Below are 26,349 nucleotides of genomic sequence, written 5' to 3'. Positions count from 1 at the left end.
CGGCGGCAAAACTTGCCGCCCGTCGAATCGGCCAGCGACCGAGCCGCGGTTAAGAGTAACTTAATTCTCTCTTTCACGACTACGGGGGCTTGCTCTTGCGCCAGGGCTCGGATAAAATTACGCCTCGACTCGATAGTCGTGATCCTTTAGGCCCGATTCCTAAAAACATTTCGAAGTTTAGGTGAAAGGAAAGCTCTATTCTGTGCTGGGCGTATCCTGATCCGCCGCGCGGCAAGAGTTAGGTGTTTAATCATGATGAAAAAAGAGACGCGCTTCCCCAAACGTGACTCGGCCCCGCGCGCCAGAGTCGTCACGCTCATTACGCACTCATTGACAAACAGACCGGCGGGCCTGCTCGCGGGATTGATTGCCGTCGCCTTATTTATCTGTCTCCCGCTGCTTTCGACGATGCGCACATCGGCGGCGGGCACAGTCAGCCTGCCGACGCGCCGCCCGGCTCAGGCGCAAGAGCTTGCTGCCCGTCGCAGCCAATCGGCACCAACCGTCGCAGCGCCGCAGGCGGCACTGACGCCGGGCAATCTGATCATCTACCGCATGAACGACGGTGCGGCGGCGCTGTCAGCAAACGGCACCGCCGTCTTTCTGGACGAGTACACAACCGGCGGGACGCTCGTGCAGTCAATCGCCGTACCGACGACGACCGTCGGGTCGCAACGCCGGCTGGTCTGTAGCGGAACCGCAACGACCGAAGGATTCCTGACCCGTTCGACCGATGGCAAGTACGTCGTGTTCTCAGGCTACGACGCCGCGGTTGGCACGGTGAGCATCACTACCAGCACCTCGGCGACCGTTCCGCGCGTCATCGGCCGCGTCGACGCGAACGGAACGCTCGACACCTCGACGGCGCTCACTGACGCGATCAGCGGCGGCAATCCGCGAGGCGCGACATCGACGAACGGAACGGATCTCTGGCTCAGCGGAACGAGCGGCGGCGGCGGGATTCGCTATGCGACGTTGGGAGCGACGACCTCCACCTCGCTCAGCACGACCCCGACGAACCTGCGCGCGACGAACATCTTCGGCGGACAGCTGTATGTCAGCTCGCAGAGCGGCGCCTTCCGCCTCGCCACCGTCGGCACCGGTACGCCGACGATGACCGGACAGACGATCACGAATCTTCCGGGCTTTCCGACCGCAACCGGATCGCCCTACGGATTTTTCTTCGCCGATCTCGACGCGGGTGTGCCCGGTGTCGATACCGTCTATGTCGCCGATGACGGCGGCACCATCCAAAAATACTCCCTCGTCGGCGGCAATTGGACGGCGAACGGCACAATCGCAGTGACAACGGCGCGCGGCATCACCGGGACCGTGAGCGGTTCGACCGTTACGCTTTACATCACCGCACGCACGACACTCAGGACGCTCACCGACACCTCGGGTTACAACGCGACGATTACCGGCAGCCCAACGACGCTCGCAACCGCGGCGACGAATACAGCGATGCAGGGTGTGGCGTTCGTGCCTATCGCGGCCGTAGCTCTGCCCAACCTGACGATTAACAATGTGTCGCTGAACGAAGGCAACGCCGGCACGACGAGCTTCACCTTCACCGTCAGCCTCAGCGCGCCGGCAGGCCCGGGCGGCGTGACCTTTGATATTGCGACGGCTGACGGCACGGCGACCCAGCCGAGCGATTACACGCAGAAATCGCTCACCGCGCAAACGATTCCCGCCGGCTCTTCGACCTACAGCTTCACCGTGCTGGTCAACGGTGACACGACGCCAGAAACCAACGAGACTTTCTTCGTCAACGTCACCAACGTCACCGGCGCGACCGTTACCGCTGGCCAGGGCCAGGGCCAGGGCACCATTGTCAATGACGACGCCGCGCCCAACCTGACGATCAACGACGTGTCGCTGAACGAAGGCAACGCCGGCACGACGACTTTCACGTTCACCGTCAGCTTATCGGCACCAGCACCCGCCGGCGGCGTCACGTTTGACATTGCGACGGCTAACGGCACAGCGGTACAGCCGGGCGATTACACGGCCAAGTCGCTCACCAGCCAGACCATTCCAGCAGGCTCTTCGACCTATACCTTTGATGTTTTGGTCAACGGCGACACGACACCCGAAACCGACGAGACCTTCTTGGTCAACGTCACCAATATCACTAACGCTATCGGGATGGACACGCAGGGCCAGGGCACCATCGTCAACGACGACATCACCAAGATTCACGACGTTCAGGGCAACGGCGCGGCGACGCCGATCCCCGGCGCGACCGTCACGGTCGAAGGCGTCGTGGTTGCTAACTTCCAGGGCAGCGACAAACTGCAAGGCTTCTTCTTACAGGAAGAGGACGCCGATGCCGACGCCGACCCGGCAACCTCGGAAGGCATATTTATCTTCTGTAATACCTGCCCGTCTGCTGTCGCCGAAGGGCAGCGCGTGAAAGTCACCGGCACCGTCTCGGAGTTCAACAACATGACCGAGATCACTGCCGGCACTGCCGGCTCGGTCGTCGTCACAAACGCCGGCAACAACCTTGCCCAAGTGACTCCCTCCCCCATTGATCTGCCGATTGTCGGCGACATCAACGCTTTCTACGAAGCGCGCGAGGGGATGCTCGTGACCTTCGTCGATACGCTGACCGTTTCAGAATATTTTGAACTCGCGCGCTTCGGTCAGATCGAGTTGTACGAGGGCGGTCGGCCACGGCAGTTCACCGAAGCGTCGCCGCCCAGCGTCGCCGGTAACCTGGCTCACCAGGACGAGCTTGCCCGGCGCGTTGTTATCCTCGACGACGATAACAACGCGCAGGAGGCTTACCTCTCGAAACCCGACGGCATGCAGTACGTCTATCACCCGCGAGCCAACGGCGGCTTTTCGGTCGGCACGCAGGGCACTGACTTCTTCCGCGGCGGCGATCTGGTCAATGGCCTGACCGGCGTGCTGCACTGGTCATTCCCTGGGTTCGGCGCCGACACCTGGCGCATCCGCCCGACCAATGCGTACCCTGTGAGCTTCACCGTCGCCAATCCGCGCCCGGCGACGCCGCCCGCCGTCGGCGGCTCGATCAAGGCAGTGAGCATGAACCTGCTCAACTACTTCACCACGATTGACACGACATCGAGCAACAGTTCGGGGCCATGCGGCCCGGGGCATGACCAGGACTGCCGCGGTGCCGATAGCGTTGCCGAGCTGAACCGCCAGCGCGAGCGCGCCTCCATCGTCGTCTGCTCGCTCAATGCTGACATCTACGCTTTCATGGAGCTTGAGAACACGACGCCGTCCGACACCATCACCGATCTGCTCGGCGCGATCAACGCCCGCTGCGGCGGCGCGCACCCTTACGCTTTCGTCAACACCGGCGGGACGCTGGGCACCGACGCCATCCGTGTGCAGTTGATCTACCGCACGGGCATCGTGTCGCCGGTTGGCTCGCCGCTCGTAGACCTCGACCCGATTCACAACCGCCCGCCGACGGCGCAGACCTTTGATGTGGTTGACCCGGCGAACCCGGCCTTCGGCGAGCGCTTTACGGTCGTCGCCAATCACTTCAAGTCGAAGGGCTGCCCTGGCACCGGCGCGGACGCGGACGCGAACGACGGTCAGGGCTGTTTCAACGACCGGCGCACCCAGCAAGCGTCCCGCCTGCTCACCTGGATCAACAGCACGGTGCTGCCGGCGGCGGGCGATCCGGACATCTTGTTGCTCGGCGACTTCAACTCTTACGCCCAGGAAAACCCGGTGACGACGCTGGAGAGCGGCGGCTTCTCTGATATGGAGACCGTGTTTCACGGCGCGAACGCTTATTCCTATCTCTTCAGCGGCGAGCTGGGTCACCTCGACTACGCCTTCGCCAGCAGCAGCCTGCTAGCGAAGATCACCGGCGCGGACGCCTGGCACATCAACGCCGACGAAGTCGACCTGTTCGATTACAACGATGAAGTGAAAGACGCCGGCGAATCTACTTTTGAAGAGAAGCCGGACGGCTCGGCGCTGGTGCCGCCGCGCGTCGTCTTCCAGCCGGGCACGCCTTACAGGGCATCCGATCATGACCCTGTGCTTGTCGGCCTCTTCCCGCCGTGCGACTACACGGCGACGCCGACGATCACGCCGGGAGGCCCGACGACTTTCTGCACGGGCGACAGCGTCGTCTTGAGCTCAAGCAGCGCCGACGGTTACCAGTGGAACCTTGACGGCTCGCCCATCGGGGGAGCGACGTCTCAGCAGTACACTGCCACCGCGAGCGGCAGCTATACGGTGACGATCACGGTCGGCGATTGCATGAAGACCTCGGAGCCGACGACCGTGACGGTGAACCCGATTCCACCGACGCCGACGATCACGCCGGGAGGCCCGACGACCTTCTGCCAAGGCGGCAGCGTCACCCTCACTTCGAGCAGCGCCAGCGGCAACCAATGGTACTTGAACGGCAGTCCCATCGGCGGCGCGACGGGCCAGCAATACATTGCTACCGCGAACGGCAGCTATACCGTGACGGTGACGGCTAGCGGCTGCACCAGCGCGGCTTCCAACGCAACGACGGTAACGGTAAATCCAACCCCACCGACGCCGACGATCACGCCAGGTGGGCCGACGACATTTTGCGCCGGCGGTTCGGTGACCTTGACCTCAAGCAGCGCCAGCGGCAATCAGTGGTATCTGGACAGCAGCCCGATTGGCGGTGCCACCGGCCAACAATACGTCGCCACAGCGAACGGCAGCTATACCGTGACGGTGACGGCCAGCGGCTGCACCAGCGCGGCTTCGTCACCCGTAGTCGTCACCGTCAATCCGATTCCACCGACGCCAACGATCACGCCGGGAGGCCCGACGACCTTCTGCCAAGGCGGCAGCGTCACCCTCACTTCGAGCAGCGCCAGCGGCAATCAATGGTACTTGAACAGCAGCCCTATCGGCGGCGCGACGGGCCAGCAATACGTCGCTACCGCGAACGGCAGCTATACCGTGACGGTGACGGCTAGTGGCTGTACCAGCGCACCTTCTGCCGCCACGACAGTCACCGTCGTGCCTCCGCCGACAACCGCCTCGGTCGGTCCGAATCAGACGATTGCGCCGGGCGGCACGACCGCCGGCCTCGGTGGCAATACTCCCACTTCCGGCAACGGCACCTGGACGGTACAGAGCGGCGGAACCGGAACTTTCAGCGGCCTGCATACCGGCAACTCGACCTTCACGCACACGGGCGGCACCGGGCCTATCGTGTTGAGGTGGACGATTGCCAATCCGCCCTGCGCGGACTCCTTTGCCCAGGTGACGATCAACATCGGCGCGGCGCCATCGATCACCTGTCCGGCCAGCCCTGTCATCGCCGCTGCGGCCACTGGACAGTGTGCGGCCAACGTCAACTACACGGTGACCGCTTCCGGCCTGCCGGCGCCGACCGTGGTCTGCTCGCCGCCGCCAGGAGCCAGCTTCCCCGTGGGCATGACGACGGTGAGTTGTACGGCGAGCAACGGCGTGTCGCCCAACGCGACGTGCAGCTTCACCGTCAAGGTCAACGACACACAACCGCCAGTCTTCACCAACGGTTGTCCGGCGGCGATCAGCACGGTGACGCCGATCACCTGCCCGATCTCGACATCGCAGACGGTGACCTACGCGACGCCGGCGATTTCGGATAACTGTCCGGGGGCGACGGTAGCGTGTGTGCCGCCTTCAGGGTCGGTCTTCGCGACGGGGACGACGAGCGTGACCTGCACGGCGACCGACGCTTCGGGCAACACGGCGACCTGCTCGTTCGCGGTGCGCGTCTGGACGGGCTGTCTACAGGATGAGTCGAACCCCGGCAATGTGGTGCTATTCGATGCGCAGACGGGTGATTACCAGTTCTGCTGCAACGGCGTAGTCACCGCCACCGGCACCGGCACATTGACGGTGCGCGGCTGCACGGTGTCCTTCGACCACATCAAGGGCAATCGCAAGATCAAGATCACTGCCGATATGGCCGTGAAGCGCGGCACGGCGACCTTGATCATTGCCAACCAGACGACCTGTGTCATCACCGATCAGAACATGGCCAACAACACCTGCACCTGTCCGTCGGTGGCGCAGTCGAAGCACTGAGGCCGCGTTGAAGAAGATGAGTGACAAGAGCGGAACCGGCAACCGCCTCTTGTCACTCGTCACTTCTCACGGTCGAGCGGGTGTCGGGTAATGAGGAATTCCTCGACGACCTCGCCATTCAGAAGGTGACGTTGGATGATCTGCTCTAGCGTGTCGGGCGTGCAGGAGTGATACCACGCGCCTTCAGGATAGACGACGGCGATGGGGCCGCCGGCGCAAATTTGCAGGCAGTTGGCTTTCGTGCGATAGACGCCGCCGTCGCCCACCAGACGCAACTCTTTCAGCCGCCGCTTGAGGTATTCCCAGGAGACAAGGCTCAGCTCTTTGTCGGCGCACTTCGGCTTGCTCTGATCACAACACAAAAAGATGTGGCGGCGGATGCGATGGACGCCGAGCTTTTCGGCCTTCGCTTGCAGTTCGTCGCGCATAGCCATAGCTTAGCACAGCTCTGCCGCGACTGCGGCTGGCGGCCTTAGCGTGAGCCGCTCCCCTTAGCCTTTTTGTCTTCTGCCTTGTATGCCAGTTGAATGAGCGGCACGACGTTGTGTTTGCCCTGCTGGTCGCGCTCGAATTGCAAAACGTCATAGTAGACGCAGCCGCCGTCGCCGTGATCGGGCCAGATGCGGCAGACGTGCGGGCGCGCATCGTACTGGCCGCAGAGCCGTTTTTCAAGATCGTGAAAGATGCAGGTCTCGCCGAGCAGCGGGTCTTTCTTGCGGCGCAGGACGCGCTCGCCTTCGAGGACTTTGGTGAAGCGCGCGGTGGCGGCTTCCGGCGTGATGTTGAAATGTCGGGCGATGCGGTTGATGTCGCGCCCGGTCACTTCGACGCGGTTGTACACTGAGCAGCAGATGCCTACACAGTTGAGGCAATCGAATGTCTTTCCCATGGTTTGTTTTCAATCCGTCTCTGTTGATACGCAGGTGGCGAGAACGCCGTGACTGTCTTGAGCGCTCACACTATAACAGATTCATAGTGTGTTGGGTCACAAAAAGTAGCGCCGCGCCGCGGTTAGCCTTGCTTGCATGGCGGTTTCGGGATGCGGTAATGTAGGAGGTTAGCCGGACGGCTGAATTCATAACAAACCGACCAGACGACGAGAAGGGAAACTGATTGCTATGAACGCAAACGACATTCGACGCGGGATGATCATTATGTACAACGGCGGGCCGCACCGCGTGCTCGATTTCCAGCACCGCACGCCGGGCAACCTGCGCGCCTTTGTGCAGGCCAAGCTGCGCAACCTCAAGAACGGCTCCTCGACCGAGGTGCGTTTCAGCTCGACTGAAAACATCGAGCGCGCCGCCCTCGAAGATCACGAGATGGAGTATCTCTACTCGGACGGCGACATGTATCACTTCATGAACACCGAGACCTATGACCAGATCGCCCTCGACCGCGAATCGCTCGGCGACGCGATAGATTACCTGACGCCGGGCACCAAGATTCAGGTCGAATTCTTTGACGGCGCGCCCATCGGCGTCGAACTTCCGCCGTCGGTCGAGCTGACGGTCGTCGAAACGACGCCCGAAATGAAAGGCGCGACGGCGTCGAACAGCCCGAAGCCGGCGAAGCTCGAAACCGGCGTCACCGTGCAAGTGCCGCCGTTCGTCAAGGAAGGTGACCGCATTCGCGTTGACCCGTCGAAAGGCACCTACCTTGAGCGCGCCAAGTAAACGCGGCTGAGTTGAGGCGAATCGTCGCGCCTCGGGCGCGGCAGTTGTAGAGGCGAGGCGGGTATGGCCCGCCTCAAACTTTTTACTCCGCTTGTTGATTATGTACCTGCTCTACAGCCTCATCCTGACGGCGTTGTTCGTGCTGCTGCTGCCCTATTTCATTTATCAAGCTTTACGTCACGGCAAGTATGCGGGCAGCTTTCGCGAGCGGCTGGGACGCTTGCCGAAAGCGCCTGGCGACGACGCGCGCCCGACGGTGTGGGTGCATGCGGTGTCGGTCGGCGAGTTTATCGCGGCCAGGCCATTGATCGCCGCGCTGCGCGAAGAGCTCGCCGGCTGGCGCATTCTGGTTTCGACAACCACAGCGACTGGCCAGCGGCTGGCGCGTGCCGAGCAGCCGGGGCATTTTGATGCGGTCTGCTATTTCCCTTTCGATTGGTCGTTCAGCGTGCGCCGCGCCCTCGACCGCGTGCGACCGTCGCTGGTCGTGATTCTTGAAACCGAGCTGTGGCCGAACTTCTTGCGCGAGTGCCGCCGCCGCCGCATTGTCACGGTCATCGCCAACGGGCGCATCTCGCCGCGCTCGTTTGCGCGTTACCGGCGAGCGCGCCGCTTCATCAAACGAGCGCTCGCCGATCTGTCGCTGCTGGTGATGCAATCCGACGCTGACGCGGAACGCGCCCGCGCGCTCGGCGCAAGCGAAGTGCGGGTCTGCGGCAATCTCAAATACGATGTGGCGGCAAGCGACGGCGAGCCGCAGGCCGATGATGTCGCCTCGCCAATCGCCAGCGAGATTGATCGCCAGTTCGCGCTCTCGGCTTCGCGCTTCCTGATTGTCGCCGGCAGCACCGCGCCCGGCGAAGAGCCGATGTTGCTTGCGGCGCTCCGCGAGATTCGCCGCGAGCCGGGACTTGAAGAGGCGCGGCTGCTGATCGCGCCACGCCACCCGGAACGCTTCGACGAGGTTGCCGCTTTGATTGCGCAAAGCGGTCTTGATTATGCGCGGCGCTCGGTCGCGCAGGCTGACGCGGCACGCGCCGACATCATCCTGCTCGACACTATCGGCGAGCTGGCGGCGGTTTATCGCTTCGCCGGCGTCGTCTTTGTCGGCGGCAGCCTGGTGGCGCGCGGCGGCCACAACATCATCGAGCCCGCGGCTTTTGCCCGGCCCATCATCGTCGGCCCGCACACCGAGAACTTTCGGCAGATCGTCGCAGACTTCGCCGCCGCCGCCGCCGTCGTGCAGATACAGGCGACCGGCGAAGCCCTGGCCAGCGCGCTCACCCGCGAGCTGATCCGCCTGCTCCGAGACGGCGAGGCGGCGCGGGCGCTGGGCGCCAGGGCGCGACAAATCTTACTATCGAATCGCGGCGCGACCCGCTGCACCGTGGCGGCGATTCGTGAGCGAATTTCGTGAGCGAATGCGGTGATCGCTAAAGACAAAAGGCTTAAGCGCGCGATGGTCTGGCTGCCGGCGAAACTTTATGAGCTGGCGGTGCGCTTGCGCGTCGCCGCTTACGAAACCGGCTACCTGAAGCCACGCCGGCTTGAGGCGACCGTGATCGCCGTCGGCAACATCACGCTCGGCGGCACCGGCAAGACGCCGATGGTCGAATACATCGCCGGCTACCTGCGCGGCGAGGCGCACCGCGTAGCGATTCTCACACGCGGCTACGGGCGCGAGTCCGCCGCCATGCAAATGCTCAATGCGCCGGGCCCTTCAAGTGGCGGCGCGGACGTCGAATCGGTAAACTCCCGGTCATACCGCGAAGTCGGCGACGAGCCGCTGATGCTGGCGCGACGGCTGCCCGACGTGCCCATCGTCATTCACAAAGACCGCTTCGAGGCCGGCTTGCGCGCCACCCGCGGGCTCGGCGCCAATGTGCTGGTGCTCGACGATGCGTATCAGCACCTGCAACTGGCGCGCGACTTGAATCTGTTGTTGATCGACGCGAGCGATCCGTTCGGCGATTTCGAGATGGTGCCGCTGGGCCGCCTGCGCGAGCCGCTTTACGGCATCAAGCGCGCCGATGCCATCATCGTCACGCGCGCCGACCGGCCATTCGATCAGGCGCGGGCGCAAGCCATCATTCGCCATTTCTGCGGCGATCAAATTCCCGTGATGTATGTGGCGAGCTGCATCAACGGCCTGCGCCACCTTGAGACCGGCACGGTCTATGAAGCGCGCGAATTCGCCGGCTGGAAGGCGGCGCTGCTGTGCGGCATCGGCAATCCGCACGCTTTTGCCGACGACATTCTGCAAGCCGGCATCGATATCGTCAGCGAAAATTTCTTCCGCGACCATCATCCCTTCACGCAGGCTGATCTCGACCGCGCGAGCGCCGCCGCGCAACAGGCGGCAGCCGATTTCGTGATCGCGACGGAAAAGGATGCGGTGCGACTTGAAGGACTGCGGCAGGGCGCGGTGCCGCTCTACGTCGCCCAGATGGGCATCCAGAGCGACGACGAGATTCGCTTGAAGAGTTTGCTGCTCAGGACGGTGATTGCGAAGAAGAAGTCAGGAGTCAGGAGTCAGGAGTCAGAATAAACGCGGCGGCGCGAGAAGTGTATTCACTGCCGCCGGCTTCCTCTTCTATTCTGTCTTCCGACTCCTGACTCCTGACTTCTTGCTCCTCAACGCATTCCACTGTCGAAATGAATCTCAACGTGGGCAAACTGGCCGGGGAGGACGCGGACAAGCTCTTCCGTAGCGTGTGGCAGCATCCGGCCGGGCCGCTCAGGCGCATAGACGACGCGGTATTCGCCCGGCGGCAAGGCGACACGAAAACGGCCATCAGAGCCGGTTTTCAGGCGGGCGACTTCGCGGTCTGTGGCCGTGGAAATAATCGCCAGGGTCGCCGGATAAGGGGCGATGTCCGGTGGGTCAGTGACTCTGGTCGGGCCGGGCCGCGTCGGGCTGATGAGCGTCCGGCCCTCGATCCCTGATTCGGTTTGCGTCCGCACGTTGTCCCTTCCGTTGACACGAACCAGCTCCGCGCCACGCACCGCAAGCTCGCCTAGCTGCACCGGGGAAGATGGCTTGCTTATCGTGCGCGAGTAGATCACAACGTGCCGCGCGCCGCGCGCCGGGCTGATGCGATAAGCATGGATGCCCGCGAGATCATCCTGGCTCTTTAGCTCGATGAAGGTTTGCCGTGCGCGATCCCAGTGAAAGACGCGCAGGCGGCTGCCGGCAGAAGCGCCTTCCTGCCAGAGGCTGATGATCTCGGGCACGCCGTCGCCATCGAGGTCAGCGATTTGCACGCGATCAACCAGGTACTGTGTTTCGCCGCCATCAACTTGAAAGGCGATGCGCGATTTCCCGCGCGGCGCTTCGATGGCGAGATGCGCCTGCGCGTAAGGGCGCGAGGTGCGCGGTGGGTTGGCCGTCTGCCAGGTGATGATTTGCAACAGGTCGCGCGTGCCGGTCAAGCGACCTTGCGCGACGACGCGGCGTTTCTGTAACGGCGCGGTCGTCTGCGGACGCACGGCACCAAAAACGATTGCCGCCGACAGCAGCAGAATGGCTGTCGGCGGCCCTGTCCATTTCATCAGTTTCGTTGTCATCGCTCTATGCAAGACATTCTAGCAGCGATGCGCTCGCGCTGAAACCGGCTTAGCGGCGCCAGCGGTTGTAGTTGTTGTAGTAGCGATAGCGCGAATCGCGGTAGTACCGGTAACGGTCTTCGCGATAACGATCCCAGCGGTTATCCTGGCGGTCTTTGTAAATGACCACGCCCGTGCCGCCGCCGCCGCCGAGCAGGCCGCCGATCACCGCGCCCTTCTTGCCGCCCATCAAACCACCAAGCAAGGCGCCAGCCGCCGCACCGCCGGCGATGATTCCGGCTTTTTCGCCCGTTGACAGCCCGCGGTCACGACGACGCCACTGGGCACCAGCCGGGGAAACGATGGCGAATAAAAGCGCAAGGCTCAACAACCCGGCGAAAACTCTCTTATTAAGACTCAACATTTTTTCGACCCTCCGTCCTCTCTGATGTTGCGGCTTGCGGGCCGCGCTATTCAATAAGAGCAACCGATATGCCGTAGCGACGGCTCCCCTGCCCACAGACAAAAAGTTTGTTTTTACAGGGGTTTATAAAATGCGCCCTGCCGCCCGCGGTCGCCGCCATAAACGATTTGGGGTGGCGCTATGCGATTCGGTGAGCCGTGCGCGGAAAATTCAAGGCAGTTGCCTGCCCTTCAGCCGCAGGCCGCTACGGCTGAGTGGCGGGCGACCGGTTGATCTTAATCTTCCGCCATCGCGACAGGCGAGCTATAATGCGGGCCGACGGCGAGCGTGCCGCTCGCTTCAACACCTTTCACGCAGGAGATAAACATGGCTTCGCAGACTTGTCCGACATGCGCGCTGGTCGTCCCGGCCACCAGTCGCTTCTGCCGAAATTGCGGCACCGTGCTCGAAGCCGCCGCACGCCCGGTTGACCCGGCAGCGCCGCCCTATACAGCGCCACCGCCCTACCCAACGCCGCCGCCTTATGGCGACCCGCAGGCAGGCTATGGCGGCGCGGCTCAGGCGGCGATGTCGCCGGTGCCGGCTTATGGCGGGCCGCCGGCGGCGGCGCAAGCACCGTGGTCTATTTCAGGCGTATGGCAGCAGAAGAATACGCTCGTAATGCACAAGCAGGCGACGCTGCCGGATCGCTGCATCAAGTGCAACAACCCAGCCAATGGCCGGAGATTGACGAAACGGTACTCGTGGCACCACCCGGCATGGGCGCTGACCATCCTGGCCGGCATCCTGATTTACGCCATTGTCGCGATGGTCGTGCGCAAGTCGGTCGTCCTCAATCTCGGCCTGTGCGACGAGCATTTTTCCAAGCGGCGCGTCGCCATTGCGGTGAGCTGGGGACTGATCGCGCTCAGCATTGCGATGATCATCCTCGGCGCGGCCAATAGCCTGGCCGGCGTCGTCTTGCTGGGCCTTCCGCTCTTTCTGGCCGCGGTGATCTATGGCGTGTTCAGCGCCAATGTCATCTCGATCAAAAAGATAGACGACCAGTATGTTCATATGGGGCGCGTCAACAAAGATTACCTGTTGATGCTGCCGGAGCTGCCGTGAAGCGGTTGGCGGGTGGGCGAATCAGGCGACGCCGGCGAGGCGAATCATGCCGCGCGCGCGCTCGGCAATGGCGGTGTAGTTTTCGTATTGCAGGTCGCCCGGCGTGAACAAGCGGCTGCCGACGGCGATGGCAAAAGCGCCGGCGGCGAAATAATCAACGATGTTCTCAGGCCCGACGCTGCCGGCGACGACCAGCCGCGCATCCGGCATGCGCGAGGTGATGGCCGCGACATATTCCGGCCCGCCGAGCGGCGCGGCAGGAAACAACGTCACCAGCGGCACCGCAAGCGCCCAGGCCGCGGCGATTTCGGTCGGCGTCAGCGCGCCGATGACCGGCGGCACGCGCCGCTTGCGGCAGGCATCAATGAGCGGCGCGCTGGTGTGCGGCATCGAGATGAATTGCGCACTGCTCTTGATGGCGCGATCAATTTGATCCTGGCTCATCACATACCCGGCGCCGATAGCCGCGCGGTCGCCGTACTGACGGCGCAGGTCAGCGATGACGCGAAAGCTGCCGGGCGTCGTGAGCGCGACTTCGACCAGCTTGACCCCCGCGATGATGGCCGCTTCCGAGGCGCGCAAAGCGGTCTCTGCCGACCGCGTGCGCACGACGGCGATGACGCGATGGTCGCTGGCAAGCTGGATCAGGTCTTCGTCTTTCATAAGTGACGAGTGACGAGTGACGAGTGGCAAAAAGGAAGTGATGAGTAATGAGTAATGAGTGATGAGTAAGCAGACGCGCTGTACGCTTCGCTCTCCGCACTCATCACTTTCTGCTCATCGCTCATCACTTCTTGGCATCTGTCACCTGTCACGGTTTACTGTCTGAGGATGACGCGGGCCGGGCTGCCGTCGCCGCCCTGAATCTTCATCGGCAGGCAGATCATCTCATAATCGCCCGGCTCGACTTCGCGCAGGTCAAGCCCTTCGATAATCAGCGTGCCGGCCCCGAGCAGTGTCAGGTGCGTTTCGAACGTGTCGCTGCCATACTGTTCAACCGAAAGATAATCGATGCCGACGAGCTTAATCCCCTCATTGACCAGGGCGCGGGCCGCTCCCGGCGTAATGTAAACGTAATCTTCGACGAAGCGCGGCTGGCTCCAGAGGTACGAGTTGCGCGTCTTAAACAGCACGCGCGCGTCCGCCGTAAAAGTGAACTCTTTGAGCGCTGCTTCATCGATGCGCGGCGCGGTCACTTCGACGACGCGTGTGCGACCGATCAATATTTCAAGCGGCAACTGGTCAACCGTCTTGCCATCGGCGATGAAGTGAAAGGGCGCATCAACGTGCGTGCCGACGTGCGAGTTGAACGAGTAACGGCTCAAATTATACTTTGCCTCTTTCTTATCAATCGTCGCTTTGCGCTCAATCTTCACCGCCGGATCGCCGGGATAAACCGGCATATCCTTCGAGATCGGGACGGTCACATCGAAAATCTTCATACCCCTTGAATTCCTCTTCTCGTTATTGATGCGAAGTATGCTAAGTGGCGCGCCGGTGGTTGTCAAATTCGGCGGATAGGGGACAGTAGGCCGTGATGAGTGATAAAGGATGAGTGATGGATGAAGCGGTCCCCGACCCATCACTCATCACTCATCACTCATTCCTGCCTTTCCTGCTCCCTGCTTTTCGCAGGTGGCGCTTCAATTCGCCGAGCAGCTCGGATACGCGGCGGCTTTCGGTTTCGTCGAGCGCCGCGCCGCCGAAGCGCACACGGTTGTAAAGCCGGGTGATTTCAGAGATGGCTTCAGAGCCGCTGGTCGAGGCAAATTCCATCGGCGTCTGATCGGCGGGCTTGCGCAGCCCGGCGCGATTGGCGATGGCCAGCATCTGCTCGTAAAACATGACCGCGCATTCGCGCCCATCGCCGCGCGCGCGGCGCCGGTGTTTCCACGTCGGCAGAATGAACCAGCGGTGCCACCACGGGCCGTAGCCGGTCGGCGCCAGGCTCCATTGCTTCATGTGGCGCAGCACGTAAAGCGTGCCGCCGCCCATTAAGACAAGCAACAGCAGGGCGGCGAGCTTCAGCCAGTCAACCGTCTGCCAGTCGCGCGCCATCACGAAGCTCAGCGCCTGCCGTGTCCATTGCTTGGCGCTGTTATAGTAAGCCATCATACGGTCTTTGACTGCCGCCAGCCGCCGCTGCAAGCCGACGATGATCGATGCCTGCTCGTCGCTGTCAAGCGTGACGATGTAGTCGAGCCAGAAGACCTCCATCGCATCCATGTACTTGCGGAAGCGCGCGAGCAAGCCGCCCTGCGAATAGTCGTTGATGCCGGCGGCCGGCGTTGGGTCGAACTCGACCCAGGTGCCGGCGTGCGGGAAATAGACTTCGACCCACGAGTGCGCGTCGCTCTCGCGCACCGTGAACATGCGATTGACATCGTTGTACTCGCCCATCTGAAAACCATTGACGATGCGCGCCGGGATGCCCAGCGTGCGCAGCATGACGACCATCGCCGAGGCGAAGTATTCGCAGTGCCCTTCGCGGACGTCGAATAGAAACTCGGCCAGCGGGTCTTCGCTGTTGATCTTCAGGTCGAGCGTGTAGCCGAAGCGTGTTTTCAGATACGTTTCAATCGCCTTCGCCTTGTCGAATGGCGTCACGGCCCCGGCCTCATGGACGACCCGGTGCGCCTCCTGGCGAATACGCAGGTCGAGCTTGCGCGGCAGTTGCAGCCATGGCAGGACGTACATTCGTTTCATGTCGTCCGGCAAATCCGTCAGCGTCTCAGCGCGCAATTCCTGCTCACTGGGCAGGCTCAGATCAGACCAGACCGAATAAACGATGCGCCGCTTGAAGGCGCCCCCGGTCCAGAGCGCGCCGGTATAGCTGTCGCGGTGCAGACTGCTCATCGGGCCGCGCAGATAGAGCGCCTTCTGTGCCGCAAACAGGGTCGGCGTGTCGAGCGGCTCAAGGATGATCTTCTGCTCGGGAAGCGTTTCGCGTGGCGGTGCCGTCTTCTCTAGCGGGTAAGTCCATTCCAAAGGCGCGGCGCTCTCGGTCGCGCCGCTATTCTTGATATTATCCCAGGTCTGAACCCGGTTCATCGCGCCGCCGACTTTCCAGGTGTTGTTCTCATACTGGTCGAGGGCGACGCCGCGCCAGCGCAGGTAACGGCCCGGATTGCGGTCGAGCTGAACGCGCATCACGACCTGCTGACTTTTCTTGATGCGCGCCACCTGCCCAAGCTCGACGGTGTTCGAGAAGCCGGTTGCCGGGGTTTCGGAAAAGCCCTGCGTGATGCCGCCGCCGAAGCGCGGGATCATAAAGAAAAACGGCAACGTCAGCACCGCCACAATCGCGACCTGGGCGAAGGACGCCCCCAGCAGATAGCGCACGCGGCGGCGCGGGCTGGTCGTGACTTCGCCCCCGGCGCGCCGCTTCAACGCCTTGATCGGGGCGATGATTTCGTCTTGAGAGGCTTCGATCTCGCGCTGGGCGCGGCGCACCTCGAAGGCCGCGAGCGACGACACGAAGAAGAAAAGGAATAGGACGAGCGAAGCGACGAACGTCGCATTGAAGGTCAGGCCCGCCGACAGCAGCATCATGAAAAACGCGATCACATAAAGAAAGACCCAGTCGCGGTCGCGCTTCGCCTGCAAGAGCTTCATCGCCGACGCGAACAGCGCCAGGTGGACGAGCGCCAGCACGCGGTTCGTCAGCACAGCGGCATCGAAAAATAAGAACGGCAGGTAGAGCGCCACCAGCCCGCGCCACGCCCACATGCGCCAGCGCGACACCGCGACGCCCTGGTGGTCCTCATCATTCCGACGGCGGTGGTCGCGCACGAAGCTCGCGCCGATAGCCGCCGCATACAAGATCATTGATGCGCCGTCGAGCTGCCCGGTCAGCGCCAGCGCCAGAAACGCCGTCGCCACCAGCGCGTAGGAAGTGATGCGAAAGTACGTCTCCATATCAGTAGGCAGTAGGCAGGAAGCAGGAGGCAGGAAAAGCAGTGATGAGTGATGAGTAATGAGTGGGGAGCCGATTCACTCATCACTCATTACTCATCACTGCCTCCTGCTTCCTGCCTACTGCCTCCTCTCTCAGAGGTCATCCATGAACACGACGTGGGCGCTGCGCCAGATGTGCGCCGGGATCGTGCCCTTGGCCGCCGAAGTGATCAGCACCTTAAAACGCCGTTCGTCGCCCAGCACCGGCAATTCGTCGAGCAAGCGCCAACTGATCTGGCCGGCGGCGCGCGGCATCGCCGCCGCTTCGCCGGCGCTTGCAGCGACCGCGCGGGGCCGCCGTTTGAAGAGGCGACGCGGGGCCGGCGCGGCCTCGGCGGCCTCTTCTGTCTCTACCGCATAAACCGTCGGTTGCAACGTCGCCAGCACACGCAGGATTTTATAAAGCTGCTCGTAGCCGGCGCCCGAACCGACGTTGTAGCGCTCCTCCGGGGTGATCAGTTCCACCTCGGCGCGCTCCAAAATAAAGTGATTGGCGAATGACGCGGCTTCGACGATGGCGCGCTCGAATTTTTCTTGGAAGGCGGCGGCCAGGCGCTGCCGCTCTTCGTCAGGCTCGGCGGTGCCGTTGTCTTGCGACTTTTTATCCGGCTCGTTCGTCCGTAAGGCGGCCAGATCGGGCGGCGCCATGGTGTCGAAAACGATAGTCAATCGCCACTCGTCTTCGCGGGTGTGCTCGCGCACCATCATCTGTTGCGCCTTGGCGGTCGCCTTCCAGTCAATGTTGCGCTGGTGATCCGAGGTCTGGTAGCGGCGGATGGCGTAGAGGTCGTCGCCCGAGCCGCGCGCCCGGCTCTCGATGCGCCCCGCGAGCATCGGCAGCGAGTGGTAAAAATCGCTGAGCGGCTGCGGCTTGGGGTAGACGATCAGCTCGCCGCGCGCATCAATGCGCCGCCACTTCTTGAAGAACCCGGCGGGGAACTTGGTCGCCAGGCGAAAGCCTGTGATGGGGTAACGTCCGCGGCGCGCGAATGTCCGCTCGATGCGATGCCGCCCCGACGCGCCCGCCGGCACGAGGACAAAGTAAGCCAGCTTACCAATCTCTAACAACGCCGGCGGCAGGAACGACGCGGCGACGCGGGGACGCAGCGACGCGGCGAGTTTCACCTTGTCATCACTGGCTAGCCCGTCTTTCTCCTCTTTCTCCGCGTCGCCGCGTCGCCGCGTCGCCGCGTCCCCTTTATCCGCGTCGCCGCGTCGCCGCGCCGTCACGTCCCGCGCTTCGCGCGGCTCCGAGAGCGCCTCGACCAGGACGCTGAAGCTCGGCAGCACGCGCTTGTGGTTGAGCAAGGTGACGCTGATGCTGGCCGATTCGCCGGCATAGATATGATCGGGAAAGCGCAATTGCACGGCGACGCCGGCGAGCGACACTCGCCCGATCAGGTTGGCGGCAATCAGAAAGGCGAGCATCGCCGAGAGAATCAGGTAGAGCAGATTGTTGCCGGTGTTCCAGGCGGCAAAGCCGATGATCACCAGAAAGACGATGAACAGCAAGCCCTCGACCGTCACCGTCGTGCGGATGGCGAAGCGCAGGATTTCAAGCCGCACATTACGCGCCAGCCGCGGGATGATGTAGAGCGCGCCGAGCAAGGCCAGCACCAGTGACACGGCGGCGGCAATCGTCGCCAGTTGCGTATTGCGCTGGTCGGCGGCGACCGAGCTGAGCAACGCCACCAGAAAAGCAACGCCGAGGAAAAAGACAGTGATGAAGAAATCGCGCCACGCTTGCCGGTTCATAACTACAAACTCTTAGAGCGGCACATTGATGGTCTTGAGAATTTCTTGAAGCGCCGCCTCGGCTTCGTCCGACCGCCGCATCCCCGTAGAGTAGCGCGAGTTGACGACGATGCGGTGGGCAAAGACGGGCACAACCAGCCGCTTGATGTCGTCGGGGATGACGTAATCGCGCCCCTCGATAAAGGCCATCGCCTGCGCCGCGTGATACAAGGCAAGCGAGCCGCGCGGGCTGACTCCGAGGTCGAGTAAATCCGACTGGCGCGTCGCGCGCACGATGCGGATCAGGTAATCGAGCAAGGATTCGTCTACCGCCACCTCGCGCGCTTCGCGCTGGAGCTGTAGCACGTCATCGCTGTGCATAACCGGCGACAGGCGCTCGACCGCCGAGTTGAAGGTCTGCTGGCGCAGGATCGTCTTCTCGTCTTCGAGGTCGGGGTAACCCATGCGCACGCGCATCATGAAACGATCCATCTGCGATTCGGGCAGCGGGTAGGTGCCGTGATGCTCGACCGGGTTCTGCGTCGCCAGGACAATAAACGGGCGCGGCAGCTTATAGGTCACTTGCTCGACCGTCACGTGGCCTTCAGCCATCGCTTCAAGCAAGGCCGACTGGGTCTTCGGCGTCGTGCGGTTGATCTCGTCGGCGAGAATGACGTTGGCGAAGATGGGGCCGGACTTGAACTCGAAAGAACTCTGCTGCTGGTTGAAGACTTCGAGGCCGAGGATGTCGCTCGGCAGCATATCAGAGGTGAACTGGATGCGCTGGAACGAGCAGTCGAAGCTGCGCGCCATGGCTTGCGCCAGGGTAGTTTTGCCGACGCCGGGAACGTCTTCGATGAGCAGGTGGCCGTCGGCAATCAAGGTGACCAGCGCCAGCTCGACGACATCCGACTTGCCGCGAATGACTGATTCGATTGTTTTCTGGAGTTGTTCGAGCTTCCCGGCAGTGCTGATCACTAAGCTAAATTCTCCGCTCAACCGATTTGGGCGCACGATTCAATTTAGCATAAAAGCCGCCAGCGCGCGACGTAAAGTCACGCCGCGCTAAAAGCCTCCCCGAAGCGGCAGGAGCATTCAGTTCTGCGAAACAGGGATGAAAGAAAAACACAGAGACACAGAGACACAGAGATACGGAGTCTTCTCTGTGTACCTCCGTGCCTCTGTGTCTCTGTGTTTAATTCATCTTTTGAATAGGGCTACAAAGCGCGCAAGAAAGCGACCAGGTCTTTTTTCTCCTGCGCCGAAAGATTGAGCTGTTCGATGAGATTGAAAAACTCGACCGTATCCTCAAGCGTCAGCAAGCGGCCATCGTGCAGGTAAGGCGGCGACTCTTTGATGCCGCGCAGCGGGAAGGTCTTGATCGGCCCCTGCGCGGTGATCATCATGCCGCCTTCCATGCGCGGGCGGTAGAAGCGCTCGACCTTCAGGTCATGCATCAGCCCGTCGGTGTAGTAAGGCGGCGTGTGACAGGCCGCGCAACTGGCTTTGCCGAAGAAGAGGTCTTCGCCGCGAACTTCGCTCTCGCTCGCCCTGGCGCGGTCGAGGCGGCCAAAGAGATTCAACTTCGACGCTGGCGGAAAGTCGAGCAGCTCTTGAAACTCGGCCATCGCATGAATCTGCGAGCCGCGCTCAAGAATGTTCAATCCCTTCTTGGTGGCAATCACCGGGTCGCCGTCGAAGTAGGCGGCGCGCTGCTCAAATTCGGTGAAGTCTTCGACCGTGCGCAGGGCGCGCTGCGAGCCGAACAGACGTTGGATGTTGACGCCGCGCAGGCTCGGCGTTTCGATGCGCCGGCGATTCTCTTGCGGGCGGATGTCGCCGACCAGATGCGCCGCCCCCGAAGTGTGCCCGTTGACGTGACAGTCGAAGCAGGCGACGCCCAACATGCCTTCCGCGCGCTCGGTCTTGCGGTCGGCGGTGGCGTTGAACTGCTGCTGCGGGAACTGCGACACCAGCAGGCGCAGGCCGTCGAGCTGCTTCGGGTTGAGGATGCCGTTGAACAGCTCGTAGAAGTTGTTGATCGTCACCAACTGCCCCTTCGACACGTCGCCGAGATCGGGGCGCGTCGTCAGGAAGATGGCCGGCGGGAATTCCGGCAAGAACTGCTCCGGCAGGTCGAAATCCATGTCAAAGCGCTCTAGCCGCGGCAGGGCTTTGACCTCGGCCTGCGGAAAGATCATGCCGCCGACCGGATGACTGACGTGCGGCAGCGGCAGGTAAGGAAAGACGCCCTTGTCGCGGATCTCTTCCGGCGACATGCGGCCGAGCTGCTCCCAGGTGACGCCCTTGAGGCGCGCCGTCGGGCCTACGGGGATTGGTTTGCCGCGCGTCATGGTGACGCTCTGGTCAACGCGACGGCTCAGGTCATAGCGTGCTTCGAGCAGCCGTTGATGCTCGGCCATCACCCGCGCCTTGTTGGCCTTGTCGCGCTTCAAGACGACCGCGAACGGTTCTTCGACGACCGGCGAAAACGACGACTGCGGCTCCGTCTTCTTGCCACTGTCCTGGGCGCGAGTGGCGGGGCTGACCAGCATGGTTGCAACGCCCGCCGCGATAAAGACGAGCGCCGCCAGCATTTTGATTTGGGTTCTCAGGTTCATGGATGATCCTCCCATTCTGCCGAAGGTTGAACGGTGTGGGGATACAGCTTCGACTGCGCTGCGGTAATCTGATGCCGGACGAACTTATCTTAATCAGCAAGGCTAGCAATCGCAACACGACTGCCGGCAATCACTCCACGGGCGAGGTCGCTTCTTCACGCGCCGCGTCGGCAGCGCCGCCATCGGGCGCGTAGGGCTCGCGCCAGACCTCCCACGCCAGCCACGCCAGCGCCGGCAGGTAGACGACTGCGCCGAGCCACAGAGGCAAGTCGGGATAGACCAGCGGCTCGTACCACAAGCAGTACATGAAGACAGACGCGCCGGTCAGGTAAATCCAACCGAGCCGCGGCGCGAAACAGAGGAACGGCAGAATCCAGGCGTAGTACCACGCATAGCGCGGCGAGGTCAGCAGCCAGTATGCGCCGATGAGCGCCGCCGCGCCGCGCGCTACCACGGCCACGCCCGCCTTTGTGCGCATTGCCCACCACGCGCCGAGCGCCGCAAGCAACGACGCGGCAGCAATCAAAAACAGGTCGGCGCGCAGCGGCACCAGCTTGTGAATCACATCGAGCGCAAAGTAACGCGCCCCCGTGCCGGTGAAGCCTTCTTCGCTGAACTCGTTGCCGAGCGCGCCGAAGCCGGTCGCGCCCGTCAGCACATAAGGCAGGTAAACAATCGCCAGCGTCAGCGCGAACGAGCCGACCATAACGAGATTCGCTCGATTGAATAAGACGGCGCGCGCCGCGGCAATCAAGCGGGCTTTCAGCGGCGCAGTACTTCGCTCACTGACGGCGCGCAGGAAGGCCGGCAGCACGAGCGCCGGGTAATACTTGACGGCTGTCGCCAGTCCCAGCAGCGCGCCCGTCAGCCAGTGGCGGCGACCCGTCCATGCCACCAGCGCCAGCGCCAGCAGCATGATGAACGCCGCTTCGATGTGGCCGCTGTGCGCGCCTTCCCAGATCGGCAGCGGGTGCCAGGCAAACAGAATCGCCCGCGCCGGGTCCAGCCGCGCCCGCCCGAGCGCCCACATCAGCGCCAGAATAGTGATCACGTCAAAGGCCATCGCCGCCGCTTTGAACGCCGTCACGCGCAACGGTTGTAACCAGCTGACCAGTAAGTAAACCAATTGCGCGCCCGGCGGATAAGGCGTCGGCAGATTCGGGCGATTGATGTTCGGATAAATCCGCGTGACGTTCGGATAGCGCTCCGGATCGCGCAACGGCTCAAGCGGCGGCGCCTCGGGGGCGAAGCGATAAGGGTTCATGCCATGCGCCTGCACATGGCCGTCCCAGGCATAGCGATAGGCGTCCGTCGAAAGATAAGGCCGCTGCGGCACCAGCGTCGCCCGCAGGCCGATGGCAAAGATGATGATGACGGCGAATGTCAGCCAGCGAGCGGCGCGCGATGAATGCCGATTCCATTTCAGCACCACGCCGCAGGCCAGCATGCACATCGCCAGCTCGCCGATGAACAGCCAGATGTAGGCCGCCACCCACTGCGTAAAGCGGTGCAGGTCGCGCGCCCACCAGCAGAGGCCGAGCATCGCCGCGCCGATGATCAATAAAGCAACCGGAGCCGCAACCGCCCGCAGGCCGGCGAAGCGCGACAGCGCCTCGGCAGGCGCCGGGTCGGGCATTTCGGTTTTCATGACCTGCACCGCCATAGGCTTGCTCAGTCGTGCGGCGTCCGTTTGACGATCTGATAGAGCCTGCCGCTGGCCACCTCGTCTTCGTCCGGCAGCTCGATCTGTATGGTGACGTGGGTAATGTTGAATTGGGCGCGCAAGGCCTGTTGCAACGCTTCGAGCGTCGCGCGGTGCGCCGCGCCGGCTTCGAGCGTGACGTGCGCCGAGAGCGCTTCTTTGCCTGAGCTGATCGTCCAGATATGCAGCTCGTGAACGTCGGCGACACCGTTGACATCGTGCATGGCTTCGATGACGGCGCGCACGCTGATGTGCGAGGGCGTGCCTTCGAGCAGAATGTTCACCGATTCGTGAATGAGCCGCCACGAGCTGAAGACGATCAGCGCGCAGATGACGAAGCTGATGATCGGGTCGGCCATCGTCCAGCCCCAGCGCCAGATCAAAAGGCCGGCGATGATGGCGCCGACCGAGCCGAGCGCGTCACCGATGATATGCAGAAAGGCGCCGCGCATGTTCAAGTTCTCTTCCGCCGCGCCATGCAACAGCCAGGCGCTCAGCGCGTTGACCACCAGCCCGCCGCCGGCGATCAACAACAGCTCGAAGCCTTTGACCGGTTCAGGCTGATGTAAGCGATGCACGGCTTCGTAAGCGATCAGCAGCGAGATCAGAATCAGGGCGACGCCATTGGCGAGCGCCGCGAGAATCTCCATGCGGTAATAGCCGTAGGTTTTTTTCGGCGTGATGGGCCGCGCCGCGAACCACAACGCCAGCAGCGCCAGCCCCAGCGATGCCACGTCCGCCAGCATATGCCCGGCATCCGACAGCAGCGCCAGCGAGTTGGTCACAAAGCCGCCGATGGTTTCGGCGAGCATATAGACGACCGTCAGCGCCATCACCAGAATCAGCCGCCGCCGGTTGCTGGCATGGCGGTGATGATGAGTGTGATCGTGGTCGTGGTCGTGTGCCATAACGCAGCAGGCAAGAAGCAGTAGGCAGTATGGCCAGGAATGCCGGATAGCGACAGCATTCCCGGCTGCCTACTGCCTACTGAATCTTGAGCAGCTCGACTTCAAAGATGAGCGTGGCGTTGGGCGGGATGACATTGCCGGCGCCGCGCGCCCCATAGCCGAGTTGCGGCGGGATGATCAGCCGGCGCTTGCCGCCGACCTTCATGGTCATCAAGCCTTCAGCCCAGCCGCGGATGACCGGGCTCACGCCGATTTGAAAAGTGAATGGCTGGCCGTGGTCATACGAGCTATCGAACTTGGTGCCGTTTTCGAGCGTGCCGGTGTAATGCACCGTGACCATCTGGCCCTGTTCGGGGCTGGCACCGGTGCCGACGACCTCATCGATGTACTTCAGGCCGGAAGGCGTGGTGATGGCGTTGCTCATATCCGTGCCTTTCTGCGGAATGCGCGACTCGTGCGACGCCAGCACGACCCAGCGATTGAGCCGCTTGACGAAGGTGTCGGTGAAGCGCACCGCGCTGCTCGCGTCTTTGCCGGCAATCGTCATCTTGCCGCTCCAGAGACCGGTGACGACGCCCGTCGTGCCGCTGACGCGCGCCGCCAGATCGTCCAGCTTGTAGGATTCGACCTGCGCCGAGGTGATCTCTTGAATGTACTTCGCTTTGTCATAGACCTTGCCTTCTTCGTCGGTGAAGACAAAATCGTCGGCAAGCAGCAGGTCGAGGGCTTGCCGGTCACGATTCTTGAAGGCTTCGGAACATTGACGCTCGGCGGCGAGCAAACTTTGTTCGGCGCTCACGGCAGGCGTGCGGGCGCGGTTGCCGGCAGCGCGCCGGCCTCTGGATTGCGCCAGGGTCAGCGTCGCGGCGAGTGTGATAAAGAGTACAAAGGAAAGAATACGCTTCACGAGTGGAGTTCCTTTCGCGAGACTTGGAAAAGCCGCCAGAGGGCTTTGCCAGCGCAAAAGTGTAGCCCGCGCCCGCAAGCAGCGGCAAGGTGATGGCGCGGCGGTCGGGCCTGGCGCTCAGCCGGCGTTGACGACTTGCGAAGGCATACCGCTCAGGGTGACGAGCCGGTGGTTGGAATAGCCGATCTCGACCGCATCGTAGAGGTCGCGCATCAGCGTCGGGCCATAACGCGCCAGCAGGTAGTAGATGTTCAGCTCGCGCTCTTGCAGGTTCTTGTCCGGGAAGAGCGTCGCGTAGGCGCGTTCAACTTGACGGTAGACCGTCTCGTCGCGCCGCGCGCTCGTGTGCACGAAGCGCGTGCGCAGGTGGTCGAGCTGGTAGACGATCTTGGCGCGCGCGTTCCTGGTCGCGTCCGACAGGCTGGCGTCGGCGCGGCGCAGGCTGGCTTCGAGCTTGTCGAGCTGCTCGCCGATCACGCGCTCAGTCTCGGCGAACGTGTCGGCGGTCTCGCGATCGAGGCTCTGCTCGACGACCTTCGTGATGGCCGCGTGCAGGCCGTCGAAGAAGTCGGGCAAGGCGAGCTTGAGCTTCTTAAGCGTCTTGCGGTGGCGGTGCTCGATGATCGTCATGCTCGCGCGCGGCAGCACGCACGGCTCCTGTCGCTCCAGCGTCTCGTAGACGGCGCGAATCTGCGCGAAGTAAGCGACCTCGGCCGGCCCGCCGATGTAGGCGGCGGTCGGCAGCAGCCAGTCCTGCACCACGGGCCGCAGCGTCACGTTCGGGCTGAAGCAGTTCGGGCAGCGCGCCGCCAGCTCGACAAGCTCGGCTTTATCGAACGAGCGGTCGGAGCCCTTCACGTAAAAGCGGCCGTCGCGCTGCGTCATCGCCAGGCGCTTGCCGCCATCCATGACGAAGAGCGGCACGGCGTCTTCCGACACGTGAACCTGCGCGTGATAGCCCGCGCGCTCAAGCTCGCGGCTGCGCTCGACCAGCGCACGCGCGATCTCCGGCGTGCGCTCGATGGCCTTTGCGTAGAGCGGCGCGGCGACCTGCTTCAACTCTTCATCGAGCGGGTCGAGCAGCACGACGCCATAGTCTTTGAAGATGCGCGCCATCAACTTCGCGAAGGCGTCGGCAAAGCCCGCGCCCTCGGCGTAGCTCTCGCGCAGATCGCGTTCGATGTCGCTCAGGAACTCGGACGGCGGCAGCGCGGCGACGAACTCTTCAATCGCCGCGTTGATCCCCTCGTCAATTTGCACGCGGCCGACCGGCGCGTCCGAGGGCCGCGTCGCCGGGTCGTAGCGCACGGTCTTCAGGTGGCCTTCGACATCGATCAGGCGGCAATGATTCACCTCTTCGTAGTCGTGATCTTCGCTGGCGACCCAGAAGACAGGCACCGCGTCAACGCCCTGCTCGCGCAGACAGTCCGTCAGCTTGATGACGGTCATCGCCTTGTGAATCGTGTAGAGCGGCCCCGTGAACAGGCCGGCCTGCTGGCCCGTGATGACGGCCACGGAGCCGGGGCGGCGCAGCATCTCGATGTTCTTGAACGTCAGCTCGGGCGAGCCGGCGCAGCGGTTGATGCGTTCGAGCGCGTTGGCGACGCGCTCACGGTCGAACGACTGCGCGCCGACTTTGCGCGCGTGCTCGGCGAGCGGCGACGCCGTGCGCCCGCAGTCGGCGTAGAAGCGCGCGACCTTGCCGTA

At 62.9% G+C, this 26,349-nt stretch carries 19 protein-coding genes; 5 read left to right on the top strand and 14 right to left on the bottom strand.

Annotation, left to right across the window (positions count from 1 at the left end):
- Positions 1-252 precede the first annotated feature (252 nt).
- Entirely contained in the window at positions 253-6,060 is a 5,808-nt protein-coding gene (locus VJ464_27560) for an ExeM/NucH family extracellular endonuclease (GenBank protein ID HKQ08911.1), read from the top strand.
- Positions 6,061-6,119: 59 nt separating this feature from the next.
- Here VJ464_27560 and VJ464_27555 read toward each other — a convergent pair whose 3' ends face one another.
- Complete coding sequence (locus VJ464_27555) at positions 6,120-6,488, bottom strand: (2Fe-2S) ferredoxin domain-containing protein (GenBank protein ID HKQ08910.1); 369 nt, start codon at positions 6,486-6,488, stop codon at positions 6,120-6,122.
- A gap of 44 nt (positions 6,489-6,532) precedes the next feature.
- Positions 6,533-6,949 (bottom strand): YkgJ family cysteine cluster protein, encoded by a 417-nt coding sequence (locus VJ464_27550; GenBank protein ID HKQ08909.1) that lies wholly within the window; start codon positions 6,947-6,949, stop codon positions 6,533-6,535.
- A gap of 229 nt (positions 6,950-7,178) precedes the next feature.
- Between VJ464_27550 and efp the strand changes: the two genes are divergently transcribed.
- The 3 genes from efp (at position 7,179) to lpxK (ending at position 10,284) form a co-directional block, all read left to right on the top strand.
- Complete coding sequence (gene efp, locus VJ464_27545; protein HKQ08908.1) at positions 7,179-7,736, top strand: elongation factor P; 558 nt, start codon at positions 7,179-7,181, stop codon at positions 7,734-7,736.
- 100 nt (positions 7,737-7,836) lie between these two features.
- The gene (locus VJ464_27540) at positions 7,837-9,153 is read left to right on the top strand and encodes a 3-deoxy-D-manno-octulosonic acid transferase (GenBank protein ID HKQ08907.1); all 1,317 of its coding nucleotides are present in this window, start codon (positions 7,837-7,839) and stop codon (positions 9,151-9,153) included.
- Positions 9,154-9,162: 9 nt separating this feature from the next.
- Entirely contained in the window at positions 9,163-10,284 is a 1,122-nt protein-coding gene (gene lpxK, locus VJ464_27535; protein ID HKQ08906.1) for a tetraacyldisaccharide 4'-kinase, read from the top strand.
- A gap of 86 nt (positions 10,285-10,370) precedes the next feature.
- Here the strand turns inward: lpxK and VJ464_27530 are convergent, their stop codons facing one another.
- Positions 10,371-11,303 (bottom strand): carboxypeptidase-like regulatory domain-containing protein, encoded by a 933-nt coding sequence (locus tag VJ464_27530; GenBank protein ID HKQ08905.1) that lies wholly within the window; start codon positions 11,301-11,303, stop codon positions 10,371-10,373.
- Positions 11,304-11,352: 49 nt separating this feature from the next.
- Complete coding sequence (locus VJ464_27525) at positions 11,353-11,706, bottom strand: hypothetical protein (protein HKQ08904.1); 354 nt, start codon at positions 11,704-11,706, stop codon at positions 11,353-11,355.
- Between the two features lie 366 nt (positions 11,707-12,072).
- Between VJ464_27525 and VJ464_27520 the strand changes: the two genes are divergently transcribed.
- Positions 12,073-12,813: a hypothetical protein gene (locus tag VJ464_27520; GenBank protein HKQ08903.1), complete on the top strand. Its 741-nt coding sequence runs from the start codon at positions 12,073-12,075 to the stop codon at positions 12,811-12,813.
- 21 nt (positions 12,814-12,834) lie between these two features.
- On the opposite strand, the gene VJ464_27515 is transcribed toward VJ464_27520, so the two are convergent.
- From VJ464_27515 to bshC, 10 genes are all read right to left on the bottom strand, one after another.
- Positions 12,835-13,476 carry a hypothetical protein gene (locus VJ464_27515; GenBank protein HKQ08902.1) on the bottom strand — a complete coding sequence of 214 codons (642 nt, stop codon included), beginning with the start codon at positions 13,474-13,476 and terminating at the stop codon, positions 12,835-12,837.
- Between the two features lie 155 nt (positions 13,477-13,631).
- Positions 13,632-14,255: a cyclase family protein gene (locus tag VJ464_27510; GenBank protein HKQ08901.1), complete on the bottom strand. Its 624-nt coding sequence runs from the start codon at positions 14,253-14,255 to the stop codon at positions 13,632-13,634.
- 154 nt (positions 14,256-14,409) lie between these two features.
- On the bottom strand, positions 14,410-16,731 hold the full coding sequence (locus tag VJ464_27505; protein ID HKQ08900.1) for a DUF3488 and transglutaminase-like domain-containing protein: 2,322 nt from the start codon (positions 16,729-16,731) through the stop codon (positions 14,410-14,412).
- Between the two features lie 132 nt (positions 16,732-16,863).
- On the bottom strand, positions 16,864-18,525 hold the full coding sequence (locus VJ464_27500) for a DUF58 domain-containing protein (GenBank protein HKQ08899.1): 1,662 nt from the start codon (positions 18,523-18,525) through the stop codon (positions 16,864-16,866).
- Positions 18,526-18,537: 12 nt separating this feature from the next.
- Positions 18,538-19,482 carry a MoxR family ATPase gene (locus VJ464_27495; protein HKQ08898.1) on the bottom strand — a complete coding sequence of 315 codons (945 nt, stop codon included), beginning with the start codon at positions 19,480-19,482 and terminating at the stop codon, positions 18,538-18,540.
- A 239-nt stretch (positions 19,483-19,721) separates the two neighbouring features.
- Positions 19,722-21,059 (bottom strand): cytochrome B6, encoded by a 1,338-nt coding sequence (locus VJ464_27490; GenBank protein HKQ08897.1) that lies wholly within the window; start codon positions 21,057-21,059, stop codon positions 19,722-19,724.
- A gap of 196 nt (positions 21,060-21,255) precedes the next feature.
- Positions 21,256-22,773 carry a glycosyltransferase family 87 protein gene (locus tag VJ464_27485; protein HKQ08896.1) on the bottom strand — a complete coding sequence of 506 codons (1,518 nt, stop codon included), beginning with the start codon at positions 22,771-22,773 and terminating at the stop codon, positions 21,256-21,258.
- A 23-nt stretch (positions 22,774-22,796) separates the two neighbouring features.
- Positions 22,797-23,735, bottom strand: coding sequence for a cation diffusion facilitator family transporter (locus VJ464_27480; GenBank protein HKQ08895.1), 939 nt, complete (start codon positions 23,733-23,735; stop codon positions 22,797-22,799).
- A 76-nt stretch (positions 23,736-23,811) separates the two neighbouring features.
- Positions 23,812-24,534: an FKBP-type peptidyl-prolyl cis-trans isomerase gene (locus VJ464_27475; protein HKQ08894.1), complete on the bottom strand. Its 723-nt coding sequence runs from the start codon at positions 24,532-24,534 to the stop codon at positions 23,812-23,814.
- A gap of 225 nt (positions 24,535-24,759) precedes the next feature.
- On the bottom strand, positions 24,760-26,349 hold a 1,590-nt coding region (gene bshC / locus VJ464_27470), incomplete at its 5' end, for a bacillithiol biosynthesis cysteine-adding enzyme BshC (GenBank protein HKQ08893.1).

This window comes from Blastocatellia bacterium (assembly GCA_035275065.1).
GTDB lineage: Bacteria > Acidobacteriota > Blastocatellia > UBA7656 > UBA7656 > DATENM01.
This window is presented reverse-complemented; position numbering and strand designations above follow the sequence as displayed.

Excerpts from the sequence above, each read along its gene's own strand:
- VJ464_27560 (HKQ08911.1), top strand. The coding sequence starts at position 253 with ATGATGAAAAAAGAGACGCGCTTCCCCAAACGTGACTCGGCCCCGCGC.
- VJ464_27555 (HKQ08910.1), bottom strand. The coding sequence starts at position 6,488 with ATGCGCGACGAACTGCAAGCGAAGGCCGAAAAGCTCGGCGTCCATCGC.
- VJ464_27550 (HKQ08909.1), bottom strand. The coding sequence starts at position 6,949 with ATGGGAAAGACATTCGATTGCCTCAACTGTGTAGGCATCTGCTGCTCA.
- efp (HKQ08908.1), top strand. The coding sequence starts at position 7,179 with ATGAACGCAAACGACATTCGACGCGGGATGATCATTATGTACAACGGC.
- VJ464_27540 (HKQ08907.1), top strand. The coding sequence starts at position 7,837 with ATGTACCTGCTCTACAGCCTCATCCTGACGGCGTTGTTCGTGCTGCTG.
- VJ464_27530 (HKQ08905.1), bottom strand. The coding sequence starts at position 11,303 with ATGACAACGAAACTGATGAAATGGACAGGGCCGCCGACAGCCATTCTG.
- VJ464_27525 (HKQ08904.1), bottom strand. The coding sequence starts at position 11,706 with ATGTTGAGTCTTAATAAGAGAGTTTTCGCCGGGTTGTTGAGCCTTGCG.
- VJ464_27520 (HKQ08903.1), top strand. The coding sequence starts at position 12,073 with ATGGCTTCGCAGACTTGTCCGACATGCGCGCTGGTCGTCCCGGCCACC.
- VJ464_27515 (HKQ08902.1), bottom strand. The coding sequence starts at position 13,476 with ATGAAAGACGAAGACCTGATCCAGCTTGCCAGCGACCATCGCGTCATC.
- VJ464_27510 (HKQ08901.1), bottom strand. The coding sequence starts at position 14,255 with ATGAAGATTTTCGATGTGACCGTCCCGATCTCGAAGGATATGCCGGTT.
- VJ464_27505 (HKQ08900.1), bottom strand. The coding sequence starts at position 16,731 with ATGGAGACGTACTTTCGCATCACTTCCTACGCGCTGGTGGCGACGGCG.
- VJ464_27500 (HKQ08899.1), bottom strand. The coding sequence starts at position 18,525 with ATGAACCGGCAAGCGTGGCGCGATTTCTTCATCACTGTCTTTTTCCTC.
- VJ464_27490 (HKQ08897.1), bottom strand. The coding sequence starts at position 21,059 with ATGCTGGTCAGCCCCGCCACTCGCGCCCAGGACAGTGGCAAGAAGACG.
- VJ464_27485 (HKQ08896.1), bottom strand. The coding sequence starts at position 22,773 with ATGAAAACCGAAATGCCCGACCCGGCGCCTGCCGAGGCGCTGTCGCGC.
- VJ464_27480 (HKQ08895.1), bottom strand. The coding sequence starts at position 23,735 with ATGGCACACGACCACGACCACGATCACACTCATCATCACCGCCATGCC.